Here is a 14,649-nt window from a genome sequence, read left to right as displayed (position 1 = left end):
TCGTCCAGAGGACGATTTCATGCACCCGAAAAATAACACTGGTTCACCACCAGCGCAATACCAGTTGATAACTACGGCGACCGATTTCACGATAGTGGATGGCGAGAACCGTCAGCCTTTCGCTGTGAATCCGGGCATTCCGGTGGGCGAGGCTTTGAACATGGCGGGCGGTTTGCTGGGCGCGCTTGAACACATCGCCACTGCGTGCATTGATCGCGAACCACATATCAATGATGCGGTCGCAATGCGATTTCTCGCCCTTGCAAGTCAGGCCTTAATCACGGCATCGGTCCTAAACGTTGAGTTGTGCAGCGCTCAAGGTGGTGCTCAATGATTAAGCCTACGTTGAAGCGTATCAACTTTGCCGGGCCTGAAAACGACCTGATGCAGGTAACTGCCGGTGGCAACGTTGAAGAGGCGCTGGAACTCGCCGCCAATCTCACCCTGGGCGTTGAGCGACTCTGTCAGCGTCTCGACTTCTCCATCAGCAACAACGAAGACCCGGTCGAGGCCGTTGAGCTACGCGCTTTGGCATTCCTCGCTGGCGCATCCGCCTCGCTGATTCAATCGGTGCGGTATGGGATGAAAGCGCAAGAGGAGGTTGGCCAATGAAGCGTTCAATCTCTGAAATAGCCGACACCGCTCACGACGATCTCGCAAGCCTTAAAGAGGCTCTCGGAGTGGCAAGGGTCATGTTCCTGTCGATCCGCCAAATGCAGCCGGTTACAGACACCGCCCATCAGTTGGCTCATGTGGGGGTTGGGCACTGTGATGACTGGCTAGCCCATGCCACTGATTGGATCAGCCGCTTGGAAAATGAGCTTTATGCGGAAGATCTCGCGCCACAAAACGTTCACCTGCCGGATCGTGGCGCGAACGTGGAGGGTGTGCAATGAACAACCTTCCCTCTGTGCTGGTGCTTGAAGGCGAGCTGCTCGCCGAGGTTACCGTCAGCGCTGAGCAAATGGCCCGCCTGAATGAGGCGCGCGCAACGTTCAACGAACTGCGCTCAATCTTGCTGGCGCAGATCGTGCCATCGCTTGACGGCGGCTGGAGCAATCCGCTGGCCACGCAAATCGAGTGCCGACTGGAGTCGATCACGTTCGCCACGGGCAACTTTCTCTGGAAGCAACGTCATTCTGGCGCTGCGCACGACGCGGTCATTGTGGGTGGCAGCCGATGAGCATCGTCAAATTCAATGGCGGCGACTCCGTCACCATGACCAGCCTCGAGTTGGTCGACTTCATAAACCAGCGCCGCGCGGAAGATGGCCCAATTTTGGACCATGCGGACTTCATGAAAAAGGTCCCGCGCGTCCTGAAGAAAGATGCCGGAAATTTTTCCGACATCTATCTCGACACGATGAACCGCCGACAGAAGTGCTATCGCTTCCCCAAGCGCGAATCCTGCCTCATGGCCATGTCCTACAGCTACGAGATGCAAGCTGCCGTTTTCGACTATATGACGGAGCTGGAGCAGCGCCTCGCTCAGCAGAATGCCTTTGCTTTGCCGCGTACCCGTGCAGAGGCACTGCGTCTGGCTGCTGATTTGGAGGAGCAAAACGAGGTGCTTGCGCTCGAGAACCAACAGCAGGCCGCGAAGATTGAAAGCCTTGAAAATTTCTTCATGGCGGGGGAAACGCCTTTCCAGTTCGTAAAGCGGCTAAACGGCGTCAACTGCTCCCTGATTTCTCACACGCTTATGCAGATGGGGTGGGTATTCAATGACTCCGACTCCCACAACCGACCGCACTATCGCGTGTACAGCGCCGCCCGCGCGAAGAAGTGGCTCAACGAGAAGCCGCGGACCATTCGCGGGGAGGGTGAGTCCACGTTTATCCGCTACGACCTGGTGTTGTTGATCGACGGCGCCAAGAAGCTGCACGACCTCTACATGAACCAGAAACTGCCTATGAAGAAGACCTGGGACGGTCGCTTTTCCTACATGAAATTCACCTCGGAGACGTCCCTGTGACCAACATCAATCTCAAAGTCGCCGAGAAAATAGCCAGCATCGCGCGCAAACCGAATTTGCCACCTCGCGCATTGTTCATTCTGATCCAGCGCTGCGTCCGCATCAGCCTTCGCCATCGTGCGCTTATCTGGGACGAACGCCGGGTGTTCAGGCGTGAGGCGGCGAAGTTGAAGGCCTATCTGCCTTTCGCGCAGCTTCAGATGGACAAGTTGATCGAGAAGGCGAAAACGCACCGTGCGGCTGAAATGGAGGGCATCAAACAAGGTCTCGTCGGCTTCGGCTTCTCCCTGATCAAGGACTCTGATCGGGCCTTTGAAACGATCGGCTTTGAGGGTATCTGCGACCTGCTAAGTATCAACCCTGTGCATCGTCTCGATGCCCTCACCTGCGAGGAGCAGAGTCTGGCCGGACTCATTTACGTTGGCCGCCTGGAGAACAGTGCAGGCCCAAAATCCGAAGGATGGGGCGAGGGTGGTCCGCTGTTCGAAGCCTGTTTCATGGCAATGATGGAGTGGATTCAAACCGCCCCAGAGGAGGATTTGCCCGGTCTGTTTGGACCGCATTCGCCCTTCGCGGCCAGCCCGTTGGCACCGTTCAATGCGGGGACGCTGCAATGAGTTTTCAGGCTATGGCATGGGCGGTCGAGCAAAAACTGCCCACGCGCGAAAAGTTTGTTTTGTTGATGCTGGCCAACCGAACCAATCACGATACCGGCCGTTGTGACCCCTCGCATCGACGTCTCGCAGAAGACTGCGGCATGAGCCCGTCGACGGTGAAACGCGCGATTCAACAGCTTCAGGATGACGGCTATCTGGTCATCGAAAATCGGGCGTTCAATGCGGTGAAATTGCCTAATCAGTACCGGCTGTGCTTGGAAAGGGGGGTAGGGTCACAGAGAACCTACCCGGTTCAGGATGAACCCACCGTAGGTTCACACGGACCTGAGGGGTCAGGTCAGGGTGACCTGAGGGTAGGGTCACACAGACCTATAAAACAGGAATCTAACCAGGAAGATAAAACAGGAAGTAAAACTGAAAAGCCTTGCGGTGACCTTTCGGCCACCCAGGCGAAAGCTTCGGCGGTGAGCAAGGCTTCGAAAACGGATTCCGGTGATGTCGACCGTCAGGAGGCTTGTCGCGCGATCTGGTCTGCTTACGCCACCGCGTACTTCCAGCGCTACAACACCGAGCCCGTACGCAACGCCAAGATCAATTCACAGGTGAACGACTTGCTGAAGCGCCTGGGTAGTGCAGAGGCACCACAGGTGGCGGCGTATTACCTGGTGATCAACGACGGCTATCTGATTCGCAGTTGCCATGACTTTGGTTCGCTGTTGGCCAAGGCGGAGGCCTATCGAACGCAGTGGGCGACCAACACCCAGATGAATTCGGTCACCGCTCGGCAAATGGAAAGCACCCAGGCAAACCGCAATTCTGCCGATCAGGCCAAAGCGATGATTATCGAAGGAGGACAGAGCAATGCTTTCCTTCGACGATAAGCTCGGCTTGGTCGATGCCTTGTGTGTGACGGCTGAATCCCTGGGCGCGACGCTAAGTGCCAACACCGCGAGAACGATGGTGGATGATCTTGAGCACTTCACGGTGCCTGCGCTGGTCGATGCGCTACAGGGATGCCGCCGGGAGCTCAATGGCCGGTTAACGCTGGCTGCAATCATTCAGCGAATTCAGGTGGCGGATGGTCGCCCGGGCAAGGACGAAGCCTGGTCAATCGCACTGGCCTCCAGCGATGAAACCGACACCGTCGTGATGACGGACGAAATTCGTCTTGCGATGTCTGCCGCACAGCCGATCCTGGCGGTGGGCGACAAGGTCGGCGCGCGGATGGCGTTCATGTCCGCCTACGAGCGGTTGATGGCTGAAGCACGCCAGTTGGGAAGGCCAGCCAAGTGGAGTGTCTCGGTTGGCTTCGACGCCCAGCGCCGGGTGACCGCGATCGAGCAGGCGGTGTTGATGAAGCGCATAGCTCCGGAGGCTGCAAACCTCGCATTGGTGGGTATGGCCCAGCCGACGATTTCAGAGGATGGCAAAGCCATCGCGGGACTGCTCACTGGAACTCCCGCGGCGCCCTCACCGGAGGTACAAGCCCGCCTCAGGGAAATCCGCGACGACATGACGGCTCGCACGGCTGAGCGGGAGGCGCTGCGGTTGAAGGCGCTGCAGGCTGAGCGCGATCGCCACCTGGAACGAGTGAACCATCACTTGGCCCAGGCCGAGAGGCTGCAGCAGGAGCGTGGGGATGAATAATCCAGCCAAGACCGTGCACGTCTCGATCACCGACACCGAGATCCGCAAACTCGCTCCTACTGGGGTGCGGCAGCTGCGGGACCCACGCTTTCCGCAACTGCGCTTCCGGTACTCGACCGTGGACCGCTCGAAAGGCGCATGGCACGTCGTTGTAAGCGGAAAGTGGGGCAAGGCGGGCAGCTATCCCGGCATCGGCGCCAAGCTGATGCTGGCGACGCTGCCTGACATTCTGGCGCGCCGCGCAGTGGATGCTGCGGCCGCGTCCACCACCACCAGCTGGAAGACGGTCGGCGAGGTGCTGACCTGGTACACCGACCGCATGACTCGCGACCGAGGTTTGTCCGCCAAGCGCAAGGCCAGTGCTCAATCGGCGCTGCGTTGCCACCTGGTGCCCAGGCTTCAGGAAATGGAGCTGGCCAGCCTCGATCGCCGCACGCTGGACAGCCAACTGATGTGGCCCATGCAGGAGAAATACGAACTGTCGTTCGTGCGTTCGGTGTGGGGTGTGCTGGCGGTCGCGTTTCGCCAAGCCACGCGGTTGAAGTTGCTGGGTGCCAATCCGATGGCTGACCTCAAGTTCACTGACTTCGTCCGGACGCGGATCAGGCCCAAGGCGGCGCGGTTGCGCGGTGATGACCTGCCTTCGCTCCTACAGGTGCTGGCCGAGCAACTCGACGCTATACCCGTGCAGGCCATGCTCCCCCTGATGATGCTCTGCCATGGCACTCGGCTGGGAGAGACCCGGCAAGCGCGCTGGAAGAACATCAACCTCAATACCCGGCAGTGGTTCATCCCGGCTGCAGACACCAAGACCAAGGCCGAGCACACCCTGCCGCTGACCGAGCAGGCGTGTTCGCTCCTACAGAAATATCGCGCGCTCCAGGCAGGCACGGGCTACACCGGGCCATTCCTGTTTCCCGGCAGCAACGGTTCAGCTCTGAGCCCCAGCAAGGCGTGCACGGTGTTCACCAGCGTGAGCAAGGGCGAATGGTCGAGCCATGACCTGCGTAAGGTCGCGCGCACTGCCTGGGCTGATCTGGGCGTGGACTACATGGTCGGGGAGATGTTGCTGAACCATGCCATGAAGGATCTGGACGCCACGTACATCCACACCACCGCCGAGGGCATGAAGCGCAAGGCGTTGGAGGCATGGCATCAGCACCTCGATCAACACGGTTTCGCGTCGCTTCATACCGGGACATATGCGAGACAGGAAACGACAGCGCAAGCAGTGCAGGCCAGTGAATCCGAGGCCTCTAGCGCGAATCAGCATCCATCCCAAGGGAGGAGCCAAATTGAAAACGGCGCCACCAAAGCCCAACCAGGAGACGGCAATGAGTAACGTATCAGCGGCATTGCCGCGCAAAGCCATGAGCGATATCGAATGCCAATTCCTGAAGATCGCAGGTGAAGAGTTGGCCAAGATCAAAATGGGCGGTCCTGCCGCGCTGGCTTGCCTGCTCAACATGGTTGCCAGTTGGCATTCCAGCCGGTTGCAGATCGGCTTCCACGACTACGGCCAGCGCTGGCTGATTGAAGGCAACGCAAAGAACACATCGGCGGATCGGTTGCTGCGCGACCTTTTTGGCTTAAGAGATCCAGATCCGAGGAAGGCAGCATGATGATTAGAAAACCGCTGGGCCGCCCGCTGGGTGATACCGAGTATTTGCTTGAGCAATGGGGATGGTGGCGAATGGATGGTATGGGGATTCCGAGTTACGTTTCGCCAATGATGTCGGTTATGCGTGACGTAATGCCGTCAGCATCAAAGTCTTACTGCATCACAGATGAGTGGGCTGGAGCTATCGATAAGGCTCTGGCTCGACTCATCCGCCGGGATCAGCAAATGGGGGAGGTTATCTGGTTTTATTTTGGGGCTAAGTGGACCATGGTTCGCGTTGCCGAGCGCTACAAAATCAGCGAGGCAAAGGCGAGGGAAATTAAACAGGCTGGGGTTGCATGGGTCGACTGCGCCGTGGGGGAGATGCGCGACGCAGCCTGACGTCGAGATATTCCTACAGCCGCCTTAGCGGCCATACGCCGAAGGCGAGAGCTCCGGCGCTTGGGGATCAAAAATAGGCCTGCCAGTCGTCCCGCGGCTGGCAACCTTGTACTTTTCGTCCAGCCACTCAACAAGATTTTCTATGCGATATGGAGGGCGGCCTGGAGCGCCCTCTAATCGCTGAGCGACCAGGTCGCGGTTGGTATTGTTAACCTTGTATCCACGCAGGTCGAGATATTGGTCGATGAAGCGCTCGACCTTCCACGCCTCTTCTACTGATACGAATATGCTTTCTATCTTTCCCTTATAGGTCTTGCTGTCTAAACGATGCGACGACATGGTGCTGCTCTCTGTGGTGTGTATTGGCCACTATAGGTCTGCGCACTAGTCCACGCAATTCGGCATTTTGAGTTCCGATGGCCGGTGCGCTGGAGATCAATTTAGCTAATCGGGTGGCAGAGCCTCACAAATCCCTTTTCCGCGCGGAATAGTTCTGTTTTCATAGCACGGTGTTCAGCTGTTTCAGCGCGACACCCGAATAAACGAAAGCCCGGCCATTGTGCCGGGCTTTTTGTTGGCTATCGATTAGCACCGGTTTAAGATGAAGACTCACTTATCGTATGGAAAGCGCACACAGTGAAATTGAATTCATCTTGGAAGGCGGCACCCATCGTTCTTGCGGCAGCCCTGCTAACCGCGTGTGGACAATCCGTTGAGGGGGTCTACACCATTGTCAGTGGGCCAGTGACAGGGGTGAAGGTCACAATGGGGAAAAACTCGTTTTCATTTGACTCCGGTGCAACCGGGTCATATGAAATTAGCGGCGACAATGTCATCTTTTCCGGGTACACGTTCACTGGAACTATGCACATAGAAGGCAAGGATCTGGTTAACGAAAAGTGGCGTTTCAAACGAGACTGAGTATCCAAACGCACCGTGTTTTCATACATGGCATCAGACGTTTAGGGTGACACGTCAATAAAGCCTCGCAATTTGCGAGGCTTTATTATGCAAGTCCAACACTCTGCCTATTTTTGACAGCAGGTCGAGGAAACCCTCATGACAAAGCAGACCGATATCCTTTCAGCTTAAGAAGTTCCAGCCGGGCGCAAGCTTCTGCGAACTTTGCATCAGCACGTCTCTGAGTCAACGATCTGTTGGGATCATCTAGAGGGAGAGGTTGGCCGAATTCTGCACGCACTTCTTCGGCCAGCTGATGCGACATGAAAAAACAGTAATTGATGCGGTCGAGGTCTTTTGCAAACGGTGACGACTGGGGATCCAGCCCTATGTCCGGGAAGTTCATTGCCACTCCTATTAGATGGAATTCTCTGAATCGAGCTTCATAGGACTGATGACGAAGCCGTTAATCAGGCGTTTCGGCGCCTGCGCTTGGACCATATCTATCCTAGGAAGCAGGTTCAAGACTCTCGGATGGATGGTACTGGCGTTATGAACAGTCTCATGTATTGAGCGTGTCATGGGTCTCACCGCTTTACGGGCCTTTGCGCCGATATCCAAGATTTATATTTTTTTCATCTTCCCCTCAGGGAGGACAGTCGGATGCCGAACATGCCTGAGAAAACCCCCGACTTCTGGGCGCAAGTCTGGCTCGTCCTCAGCAACCCACTTTGGCAAGGGGCGATCATGGCCGCAACCATCTCGCTGCTCCGTGTGCTGTATGAGGCCAAGGAGCAGAACAAGTGGCGGATCGTTTTCGAGGCGCTCATCTGCGGCGCGTTGAGCCTGTCAGCCAGCAGCGTCATTGAGTGGATGTCATGGCCGTCGAGCTTGTCTGTAGGAGCCGGCGGCACCATAGGCTTCATCGGTGTGACAGCCATCAGGGAGCTGATCATCCGGTTCCTCGATCGCAAGGTGGACTCGGTATGAGCCTAGGACCTGTTGTCGCCGTCTCCAAAGCTGCGTCGACGTTGCGCATCATCGCTGTCGCCGTGGTCATCGGCATCGTCATGTCATTGCTCATTGCTATCCAGCAGATCCGGGTGGTCACGTTGCAGGGCGCCGTCTCCGTTGAACGCGACGCCAAGCAAGTCGCCGTGGATGCCAACAAGGAAAGCCAGGCGACTATCACCACGTTGAAAGCCGAAGCTGCTCGCAACGTTGCGTACACCGCCGACCTGAACAAACGAATCAAGGCCAGCGAAGAGAAGGCCAAGAAGGCCAGGAAGGATTTCGATGACCTCAAGCGCAATAGCAAACCTGTTCGTGATTGGGCTGCTCAGCCTCTGCCTGACGGCCTGCGCGGCAAAGCCGTCCGTGGTAACAAAGACGACGGCAATAAGATTGGAAGCCCCTGAGCTGATCCCATGCGAGCGGGTCAATGCGGACGATACCGATCTGCGTGACAACGGAGACGTGTGGGAGCTTAAGGATCAGGCCATCAAGTTGTTAGACACCTGCGCCGATCAGGTCGACGCCCAGATCCAGCGCAGCAGGGGTAAATGACTGGATAGCTAAAGCTCACTTTACGAGTCGTAGAGCAGGCTTGTTTTTTGGCGGAGTCTTTTGGGGAAGCTGGGCGCGCCTAAGATCCTCCAGCCTAACTCTGAGGTTGCGGGTGGCTTCAGATAGCTCCATCAACGCGTCCAGCAACTCAGGATCATCGCATGTTGTTCCTGCTTTCATTTCCGCGAGCTGCTTTGAAAGTAGTCTGTAGTCTTGGGATAGTTGGTCAAACTCGTTGAATCTCACATTTTTCTCCTCGCATGCTGACCGCGACAGCGGTTGCTGTTGCAAATCCAATGCGCCTGTTTTTCAACACTTTTTGGTTTCCTGGCATGGCTAAGCAATGCATGGGCCAAGCGCTTACGCGCCTTGCTTCCATCCATCGCTTAGCTCTTCACCGCGACTGGGTCAGCAATTTCGTCGAACGACTGGAGGCTGGATTCGGTAAATCTGAATTAACGCAGAAGATCCAAACATGCGTGGTAGGTGAGCCGTATCTGTGTCGCATGTTGATCTTCATTCACTCGGCATGTAGCCGCGGCCTGAGAAACTTCATGCGACTCACGGTGCGTGGATACAAGGTGAGCTTCACATGAAATAGTCCTGGTACGTCACCGTGCCGGGCTACCCACCATTCCCAATGATCATGCAGGTAGATCGCGACCACGCTTGCGCTTTCGCGCTATCTCTTTGGCCGGGCTGTACCGTTGAATGAGAACTCTCAATGATCCGTGTACAGACGTCAGGGCTTGCCGACAACCTTGCAGAGCTGACGGACATCGAGCGTAACCAGATTCCTTTCGCCACTGTCCTTGCGCTCACCGAGACAGCCAAGCTCATTAAAGAGCGTCTGGTAGGCGAGATGCACACGGTGTTCGACAGGCCAACGCCCTACACCCTTGACAGTCTTCGGCTGATCCCTGCCACCAAGCTGAAGATGGAGGCGAGGGTGTGGATCAAGGACGAGGCCGACGGCGCAGCGCCCGTAACACGTTGGCTAACCCCCGAAGTGTACGGCGGCGACCGTAGTCACAAGCGTAGCGAGGCGCTGTTACGCGCGCGCGGGATTCTTCCCGAGGGCAAGTTCGTTGTACCTGGTGCGGGCATGAAGCTCGACAGCTACGGCAACATCGGTCGTGGTCAGTTGCAGAAGATCCTATCCGGCCTTGGTGCTCAGGGTGATCGGCATCAGAACAGCACGGACAGCAAGCGCAGTGCTGGCAATCGAACGCGTTACTTCGTCATGCGTCGAGGCAGCGAGCCTATAGGCATCGCTGAGAGAACTGGGACCAAGCGTGCTCAGGTGCAGATCCTGATTGCGTTCATCAGCAAGCCCGGCTACGCGAAGGCGCTCGACTTCTTCGGGATAGGCGAGCGGGAGGCAGACGAACAGTTGCCCATTCAGTTCACCAAGGCGTTTGAACGTGCCATGGCGACGCGGCGTCGATGAAATCTGTCGATTGCACCGTTATGGTGCAATGGGTCCTTTCCCCCACCCCCCTGGGGTGAGGGTAATTCGAGCCCCGGCTTTGAACTATGTATGACTTTTTTTGAGGGGGGTTGGTTGTTGTATTGTCGATGGCCTGAAAGGCCCGGAATAGAGCGGTTTTGACCGTTTAATACACCAACCTGACCCCCGGAAATACCAACCAAACACCAACCGGCTCGCGGCAGCTCCCAGCCTCGCCAATGGAGAAGGCAAATGGAGCCCAAACCTCACTGGCTGAACAAGAGCCAAATGGCGGCAAGCCTCGGTATCACCGTTCAGGCCTTCGATAAGTGGAAGGTCGAGTCCATCGCCAAGATTGGCCGGGAAAACTTCTACGACGTTCGGACGATCCTGAATAACCGGCTTGCCCAGGCTGAGCAGAAAAGCTCAGCTTCAGAGACGCCCGACGGTATTGACCCACTGATCGAATACAAGCTCATGGAAGAGCGCCGCGGTTTAACGGCCGCCCAGCGTATCGGCCAAGAGAAGAAAAACGCGATTGCGGAAAAGCAGCTGGTTCCGGTCGGCTTCGCCATTTTCGCTTTATCGAAAATTGCGGCACAGCTTGGCTCTTTGCTGGATACCGTTCCGCTCAAACTTAAACGTAAGCACCCCGACATCGATGTACGACACATCGAATCTCTACAGCGCGAGATAGCACTGGCGCGGAACCTCGCCTCCGAGTCTGGCGAGCAATTGCCGGAATATCTCGATGAGTACCTCGAATCCTTGGTTGATTGACCTGCAGAAGGCAATCAAAGCCGGGCTTCGTGCACTTTATAAAGAGCCCCCCCTTACAGCGGTGCAGTGGGCTGACACACATTTTTACCTGTCATCTGAATCGTCCTACCAAGAAGGCAAGTGGGAAACCGCACCTTTCCAAGTGGCGATTCTCAACAGCATGGGCAACGACCTGATCCGGGTTATCAACCTGATCAAATCTGCCCGTGTTGGTTACACCAAGATGTTGATGGCCAATATCGGCTACAAGATTCAGCACAAACGCCGCAACGTCCTGAGCTTTTGCCCTACTGATCCCGACGCCGAAGAGCTGATGAAGCGGCACGTCGAGACGATGGTGCGCGACGTGCCCACGCTATTGGAGCTCGCACCCTGGCACGGTAAGAAACACCGAGACAGTTCGCTGAGCGCCAAGCGCTTTCAAAATGCCAAGATGCTTTGGTGTCTGGGCGGTAAGGCAAGCCGGAACTACCGCGAGAAATCTCCCGACGAGGTCATCTACGACGAGCTTTCCAAGTTCGAAGCCAACGTGGAAGGCGAGGGCGCCCCGACATTCCTCGGTGACAAGCGTCTTGAAGGCGCCACGTTCCCGAAGTCCATTCGCGGCTCGACACCGAAGATCAAAGGCACCTGCCAGATCGAGAAGGCAGGCGAAGAATCGCCTTATTTCCTGCGATACCACGTTCCGTGCCCGCATTGCTCAAGAGAGCAGCACCTGAAGTGGGGCGGCAAGGATTGCGACTTTGGAATCAAGTGGGAGAAAAGCGAACACGGGGAGATATCGAAAGCTTGGTATGTGTGCGAGCACGCTGGGTGTGTGGTCTGGTATCACGAAATGGTTGAAGCAGCTCATAACGGCCGTTGGATTTGCGAGAAAGCGGGAATCTGGACGCGGGACGGCATCGACTGGTATGCGCCGGATGACACGCTTCGAGGCACGCCGCGCATTGTCACATTCCACATCTGGACCGCGTACAGCACGTTCACGACCTGGCTGGACATGGTCACCGAGTTCGACAAGGTCCGGGACAACCGCGAGAACCTGATTGCCTTCGTCAATACGACGCTGGGCGAAACATGGGAGGACGACCAGGGCGAGAAGGTCGAATGGGAACAGTTGTACATGCGCCGCGAGGTGTTTGCACAGGTCCCGGCACGTGGTCTGACTTTGATGGGCTCCATCGATACGCAGGATGATCGCTATGAGGGCCGAGTCTGGGCGTTCGGTGTCGGCGAAGAAGCCTGGCTGGTAGATAAGTGGGTTTTGATGGGCGACCCGGCGAGCGAAGAACTGCGCCGCAAGGTCGGACTGAAGATCCACAAGCAGTACACCCGGGCCGATAACGCGAAAATGCGCGTCGAGCGCTGGTGCTGGGATTCCGGCGGCCACTACACCGACGAGGTCTATGCCGAAAGCCGGCGCCATGGCGAGATGTGGGTGATCCCCGTCAAAGGCGCGAACATTCCCGGCAAGCCTATTGCCAGCTGGCCAAAATCGCGCAACGCGAAAAAAGTCTGGCTGGTCGAGGTGGGCACAGAGAACGCCAAAGAGCTGATTTACAGCCGCTTGAAGATTCAGCCGAACACCGCCGGGGCGGCCGTCCCCGGTTGCGTGCACTTGCCCGCGAACGACGATATCTGTGGCGAAGATGAACTGAAGCAACTCACCGCTGAAACCAAGGAACTGAAGATTGTTAAGGGCAGGCGCGTGTATCGCTGGACCGCAAAGGGCCGGCGCAACGAGGCCCTCGACTGCTTCGTATATGCACTGGCAGCACTTCGCATCAGCCAGCAGCGCTTCGGGCTCGACCTTCAATTACTTGCGGGTGCCCGACGGGCACCAGCCCAACGCGGCACACGTAGCCGCGCTCGAGGATAACCATGACCGAAGCACAGCAGCGCCTGGCGGATGTCCGCACGGCTATTGAAAAGGTTTTGAAGGGTGGACAGATCGTCCGCTACGGCGAGCGCCAGGTAACTCGCGCAGACCTGGCCACGCTTCGCGACCTTGAATCCGACTACGCCGCCGCAGCCGCGGCAGAAGGCAACAAAACTCGCGGGCGTAACCGCATCAGCTATATGAGGTTCTGAAATGGCTTGGTTCACACGTACCACTCCAGAAGAACGGATGGTGCGTGAGGTCACGCGCGCCGCATCTGACCTGGTCCAGAGCCAGCCCCGAGCGCAGGGTGGTGGTGGCGGCAGCGAAACCCGCTGGCATGGTGCATCACGCGCTTTGCGCAGCATGTCGAGCTGGCTGCCATTCCTCGGCAGCCCGAACCGCGATCTGAGTACCCCCGAGCGGAAAACGCTGGTTGCTCGAGCCCGCGATGCGATGCGCAATCACCCGATCGCGCGTGCTGCCATTGTCCGGACACGTACCAACGTGGTCGGCACTGGTCTGATCTGCCGTCCGCAGGTTGACCATGAAGCGCTTGGCCTGACCGAAGAGCAGGCTGACATCTTGAACGCGCAGATCCAGCGCGAATGGGAGATGTACGCCGGCGACCCGCGTGAATGCGACGCCGAGGCCACCTTGAACCATTACCAGCTCCAGGCACTGGCGTTGGTGTCGGCGATGACCGGTGGTGACTGTTTTGTTACCACCCCATGGATTGATCGGCCGGGCACCATTTACAGCACGCGGTTGCAGCTGATCGAGACGGACCGGGTTTCCAACCCGAACGGGCAGCCCGACAGCCAGTTCATGGTCGAAGGGATTGAATTCGATCAGTACGGGGCGCCGATTGCCAACCACATCTGCACCGGCTATCCCGACGACAAAGTGCTGAAGTATCCACTGCGCTGGGAACGGGTGGAGGTCTTCGGCGCAGAAACGGGGCGCCGCCGCGTGCTGCAGGTCTGGTGCGACAAAGAGCGGCCGGGCCTGAAGCGTGGGGCACCCTATCTGGCGCCGATTCTTGAGCCGCTGCAAAAGCTCGAGCGTTATGCCAGTGCTGAACTGATGAGCGCTGTCATCTCGGCGATGTTCACCGTGTTCATCAAGAAGAACGCCGACTTCAATGATGGTGGCCACGGACAACCACTTTTTGGTGACGAGGATCCGGCGCCCGCCGGCGGGATGGGTGGCGGGGCGGTGGAATTGGGTGAAGGCGCCATTGTCGATCTTGCCCAGGGCGAAGAGCCGATGGTCGCCAACCCGGCGCGGCCCAACGCGCAGTTCGATCCGTTCTTCTCTGCCATCGTCAAAGAGATTGGCGCGGCCCTGGAACTGCCTCTCGAAGAGTTGATGTTGCATTACAGCAGCAGCTATAGCGCGGCCCGTGCGGCCATGCTCCAGGCCTGGCGCTTTTACACGATGCGCCGCTGGTGGCTGGTCTGCGACTTCTGCCAGCCGAGCTACGAACTGATGTTCGACGAGGCAGTGGCCCGCGGTCGTATCAGCGCTCCGGGGTACAGCGACCCTGCACTGCGCAAGGCTTACACGAAGTCGATCTGGATCGGCCCGGCACGCGGAGCAATCGACGAGCTCAAGGAAGCCAAGGCCGCCCGGGAGCGCATCGACATCGGCATCAGCAACGAAACCATGGAGACGGCTGCAATGACCGGCGAAACCTGGCAGCAGGTCAACCGACAGCGTGCCCGCGAGCTGGTACAGCGCCGGGCAAACGGAACAACTGTTGAGGTCGAGCCAGCGGCACCCACGGTTGCCGCCAAACCAGAAATTGAAGAAATCGAAGAAGAGGATTGAT

The 14,649-nt window shown here is 57.5% G+C and carries 21 protein-coding genes; 19 read left to right on the top strand and 2 right to left on the bottom strand.

The genetic code is table 11. The annotated features are described in order from the left end of the window. Positions 1-19: 19 nt before the first annotated feature. From ABQX22_RS18370 to ABQX22_RS18320, 11 genes are read left to right on the top strand one after another with little or no spacing between them, the layout of a single operon-like run. A complete protein-coding gene (locus ABQX22_RS18370) occupies positions 20-334 on the top strand; it encodes a DUF3077 domain-containing protein (RefSeq protein ID WP_349801294.1) in 315 nt (104 codons plus the stop codon). Then, positions 331-612 carry a hypothetical protein gene (locus ABQX22_RS18365; protein WP_349801293.1) on the top strand — a complete coding sequence of 94 codons (282 nt, stop codon included), beginning with the start codon at positions 331-333 and terminating at the stop codon, positions 610-612. The genes ABQX22_RS18370 and ABQX22_RS18365 overlap by 4 nt, the downstream gene beginning before the upstream one ends. Beyond that, positions 609-896, top strand: coding sequence for a hypothetical protein (locus tag ABQX22_RS18360; RefSeq protein ID WP_349801292.1), 288 nt, complete (start codon positions 609-611; stop codon positions 894-896). Before ABQX22_RS18365 ends, ABQX22_RS18360 begins: the two co-directional genes overlap by 4 nt. After that, positions 893-1,183, top strand: a complete 291-nt coding sequence (locus ABQX22_RS18355; RefSeq protein WP_349801291.1) for a hypothetical protein — start codon at positions 893-895, stop codon at positions 1,181-1,183. The genes ABQX22_RS18360 and ABQX22_RS18355 overlap by 4 nt, the downstream gene beginning before the upstream one ends. Continuing rightward, complete coding sequence (locus ABQX22_RS18350; RefSeq protein WP_349801290.1) at positions 1,180-1,974, top strand: hypothetical protein; 795 nt, start codon at positions 1,180-1,182, stop codon at positions 1,972-1,974. Before ABQX22_RS18355 ends, ABQX22_RS18350 begins: the two co-directional genes overlap by 4 nt. After that, positions 1,971-2,591: a hypothetical protein gene (locus ABQX22_RS18345; RefSeq protein WP_349801289.1), complete on the top strand. Its 621-nt coding sequence runs from the start codon at positions 1,971-1,973 to the stop codon at positions 2,589-2,591. Before ABQX22_RS18350 ends, ABQX22_RS18345 begins: the two co-directional genes overlap by 4 nt. Further along, positions 2,588-3,472 carry a helix-turn-helix domain-containing protein gene (locus tag ABQX22_RS18340; protein ID WP_349801288.1) on the top strand — a complete coding sequence of 295 codons (885 nt, stop codon included), beginning with the start codon at positions 2,588-2,590 and terminating at the stop codon, positions 3,470-3,472. The genes ABQX22_RS18345 and ABQX22_RS18340 overlap by 4 nt, the downstream gene beginning before the upstream one ends. Further along, on the top strand, positions 3,453-4,238 hold the full coding sequence (locus ABQX22_RS18335) for a hypothetical protein (protein WP_349801287.1): 786 nt from the start codon (positions 3,453-3,455) through the stop codon (positions 4,236-4,238). The genes ABQX22_RS18340 and ABQX22_RS18335 overlap by 20 nt, the downstream gene beginning before the upstream one ends. Continuing rightward, positions 4,231-5,580: a tyrosine-type recombinase/integrase gene (locus ABQX22_RS18330; protein WP_349801286.1), complete on the top strand. Its 1,350-nt coding sequence runs from the start codon at positions 4,231-4,233 to the stop codon at positions 5,578-5,580. Before ABQX22_RS18335 ends, ABQX22_RS18330 begins: the two co-directional genes overlap by 8 nt. 28 nt (positions 5,581-5,608) lie before the next feature. After that, complete coding sequence (locus tag ABQX22_RS18325; RefSeq protein ID WP_349801285.1) at positions 5,609-5,860, top strand: hypothetical protein; 252 nt, start codon at positions 5,609-5,611, stop codon at positions 5,858-5,860. Continuing rightward, positions 5,857-6,240 carry an antiterminator Q family protein gene (locus ABQX22_RS18320; RefSeq protein WP_349801284.1) on the top strand — a complete coding sequence of 128 codons (384 nt, stop codon included), beginning with the start codon at positions 5,857-5,859 and terminating at the stop codon, positions 6,238-6,240. The genes ABQX22_RS18325 and ABQX22_RS18320 overlap by 4 nt, the downstream gene beginning before the upstream one ends. Before the next feature lie 24 nt (positions 6,241-6,264). Here ABQX22_RS18320 and ABQX22_RS18315 read toward each other — a convergent pair whose 3' ends face one another. Next, on the bottom strand, positions 6,265-6,579 hold the full coding sequence (locus ABQX22_RS18315; protein WP_349801283.1) for a hypothetical protein: 315 nt from the start codon (positions 6,577-6,579) through the stop codon (positions 6,265-6,267). A 718-nt stretch (positions 6,580-7,297) separates the two neighbouring features. Next, positions 7,298-7,546 (bottom strand): hypothetical protein, encoded by a 249-nt coding sequence (locus ABQX22_RS18310; protein WP_349801282.1) that lies wholly within the window; start codon positions 7,544-7,546, stop codon positions 7,298-7,300. Between the two features lie 266 nt (positions 7,547-7,812). On the opposite strand from ABQX22_RS18310, the gene ABQX22_RS18305 reads away from it, so the two are divergent. From ABQX22_RS18305 to ABQX22_RS18275, 8 genes are all read left to right on the top strand, one after another. Then, positions 7,813-8,130 carry a phage holin, lambda family gene (locus ABQX22_RS18305; RefSeq protein WP_349801281.1) on the top strand — a complete coding sequence of 106 codons (318 nt, stop codon included), beginning with the start codon at positions 7,813-7,815 and terminating at the stop codon, positions 8,128-8,130. After that, the gene (locus ABQX22_RS18300; protein ID WP_349801280.1) at positions 8,127-8,558 is read left to right on the top strand and encodes a hypothetical protein; all 432 of its coding nucleotides are present in this window, start codon (positions 8,127-8,129) and stop codon (positions 8,556-8,558) included. Before ABQX22_RS18305 ends, ABQX22_RS18300 begins: the two co-directional genes overlap by 4 nt. Beyond that, positions 8,467-8,706, top strand: coding sequence for an Rz1-like lysis system protein LysC (lysC, locus tag ABQX22_RS26970; RefSeq protein WP_441005308.1), 240 nt, complete (start codon positions 8,467-8,469; stop codon positions 8,704-8,706). The genes ABQX22_RS18300 and lysC overlap by 92 nt, the downstream gene beginning before the upstream one ends. A 724-nt stretch (positions 8,707-9,430) precedes the next feature. Next, positions 9,431-10,156: a hypothetical protein gene (locus ABQX22_RS18295; RefSeq protein WP_349801279.1), complete on the top strand. Its 726-nt coding sequence runs from the start codon at positions 9,431-9,433 to the stop codon at positions 10,154-10,156. 252 nt (positions 10,157-10,408) lie between these two features. Continuing rightward, the gene (locus tag ABQX22_RS18290) at positions 10,409-10,936 is read left to right on the top strand and encodes a terminase small subunit (protein WP_349801278.1); all 528 of its coding nucleotides are present in this window, start codon (positions 10,409-10,411) and stop codon (positions 10,934-10,936) included. Continuing rightward, positions 10,908-12,815 (top strand): phage terminase large subunit family protein, encoded by a 1,908-nt coding sequence (locus tag ABQX22_RS18285; RefSeq protein ID WP_349801277.1) that lies wholly within the window; start codon positions 10,908-10,910, stop codon positions 12,813-12,815. Before ABQX22_RS18290 ends, ABQX22_RS18285 begins: the two co-directional genes overlap by 29 nt. A 2-nt stretch (positions 12,816-12,817) precedes the next feature. Then, positions 12,818-13,027 carry a hypothetical protein gene (locus ABQX22_RS18280; RefSeq protein ID WP_349801276.1) on the top strand — a complete coding sequence of 70 codons (210 nt, stop codon included), beginning with the start codon at positions 12,818-12,820 and terminating at the stop codon, positions 13,025-13,027. Between the two features lies 1 nt (position 13,028). After that, a complete protein-coding gene (locus ABQX22_RS18275) occupies positions 13,029-14,648 on the top strand; it encodes a phage portal protein (RefSeq protein ID WP_349801275.1) in 1,620 nt (539 codons plus the stop codon). The last annotated feature ends 1 nt before the right edge of the window (position 14,649 follow it).

The sequence above is a fragment of the Xanthomonas sp. WHRI 1810A genome, assembly GCF_040202885.1.
Taxonomy (GTDB): Bacteria; Pseudomonadota; Gammaproteobacteria; order Pseudomonadales; family Pseudomonadaceae; genus Aquipseudomonas.
This window is presented reverse-complemented; position numbering and strand designations above follow the sequence as displayed.

Coding starts and splice junctions, on each gene's coding strand:
- ABQX22_RS18370 (WP_349801294.1), top strand. CDS start 20: ATGCACCCGAAAAATAACACTGGTTCACCACCAGCGCAATACCAGTTG.
- ABQX22_RS18365 (WP_349801293.1), top strand. CDS start 331: ATGATTAAGCCTACGTTGAAGCGTATCAACTTTGCCGGGCCTGAAAAC.
- ABQX22_RS18360 (WP_349801292.1), top strand. CDS start 609: ATGAAGCGTTCAATCTCTGAAATAGCCGACACCGCTCACGACGATCTC.
- ABQX22_RS18355 (WP_349801291.1), top strand. CDS start 893: ATGAACAACCTTCCCTCTGTGCTGGTGCTTGAAGGCGAGCTGCTCGCC.
- ABQX22_RS18350 (WP_349801290.1), top strand. CDS start 1,180: ATGAGCATCGTCAAATTCAATGGCGGCGACTCCGTCACCATGACCAGC.
- ABQX22_RS18340 (WP_349801288.1), top strand. CDS start 2,588: ATGAGTTTTCAGGCTATGGCATGGGCGGTCGAGCAAAAACTGCCCACG.
- ABQX22_RS18335 (WP_349801287.1), top strand. CDS start 3,453: ATGCTTTCCTTCGACGATAAGCTCGGCTTGGTCGATGCCTTGTGTGTG.
- ABQX22_RS18330 (WP_349801286.1), top strand. CDS start 4,231: ATGAATAATCCAGCCAAGACCGTGCACGTCTCGATCACCGACACCGAG.
- ABQX22_RS18325 (WP_349801285.1), top strand. CDS start 5,609: ATGAGCGATATCGAATGCCAATTCCTGAAGATCGCAGGTGAAGAGTTG.
- ABQX22_RS18320 (WP_349801284.1), top strand. CDS start 5,857: ATGATGATTAGAAAACCGCTGGGCCGCCCGCTGGGTGATACCGAGTAT.
- ABQX22_RS18315 (WP_349801283.1), bottom strand. CDS start 6,579: ATGTCGTCGCATCGTTTAGACAGCAAGACCTATAAGGGAAAGATAGAA.
- ABQX22_RS18310 (WP_349801282.1), bottom strand. CDS start 7,546: ATGAACTTCCCGGACATAGGGCTGGATCCCCAGTCGTCACCGTTTGCA.
- ABQX22_RS18305 (WP_349801281.1), top strand. CDS start 7,813: ATGCCTGAGAAAACCCCCGACTTCTGGGCGCAAGTCTGGCTCGTCCTC.
- ABQX22_RS18300 (WP_349801280.1), top strand. CDS start 8,127: ATGAGCCTAGGACCTGTTGTCGCCGTCTCCAAAGCTGCGTCGACGTTG.
- ABQX22_RS18295 (WP_349801279.1), top strand. CDS start 9,431: ATGATCCGTGTACAGACGTCAGGGCTTGCCGACAACCTTGCAGAGCTG.
- ABQX22_RS18290 (WP_349801278.1), top strand. CDS start 10,409: ATGGAGCCCAAACCTCACTGGCTGAACAAGAGCCAAATGGCGGCAAGC.
- ABQX22_RS18285 (WP_349801277.1), top strand. CDS start 10,908: ATGAGTACCTCGAATCCTTGGTTGATTGACCTGCAGAAGGCAATCAAA.
- ABQX22_RS18280 (WP_349801276.1), top strand. CDS start 12,818: ATGACCGAAGCACAGCAGCGCCTGGCGGATGTCCGCACGGCTATTGAA.
- ABQX22_RS18275 (WP_349801275.1), top strand. CDS start 13,029: ATGGCTTGGTTCACACGTACCACTCCAGAAGAACGGATGGTGCGTGAG.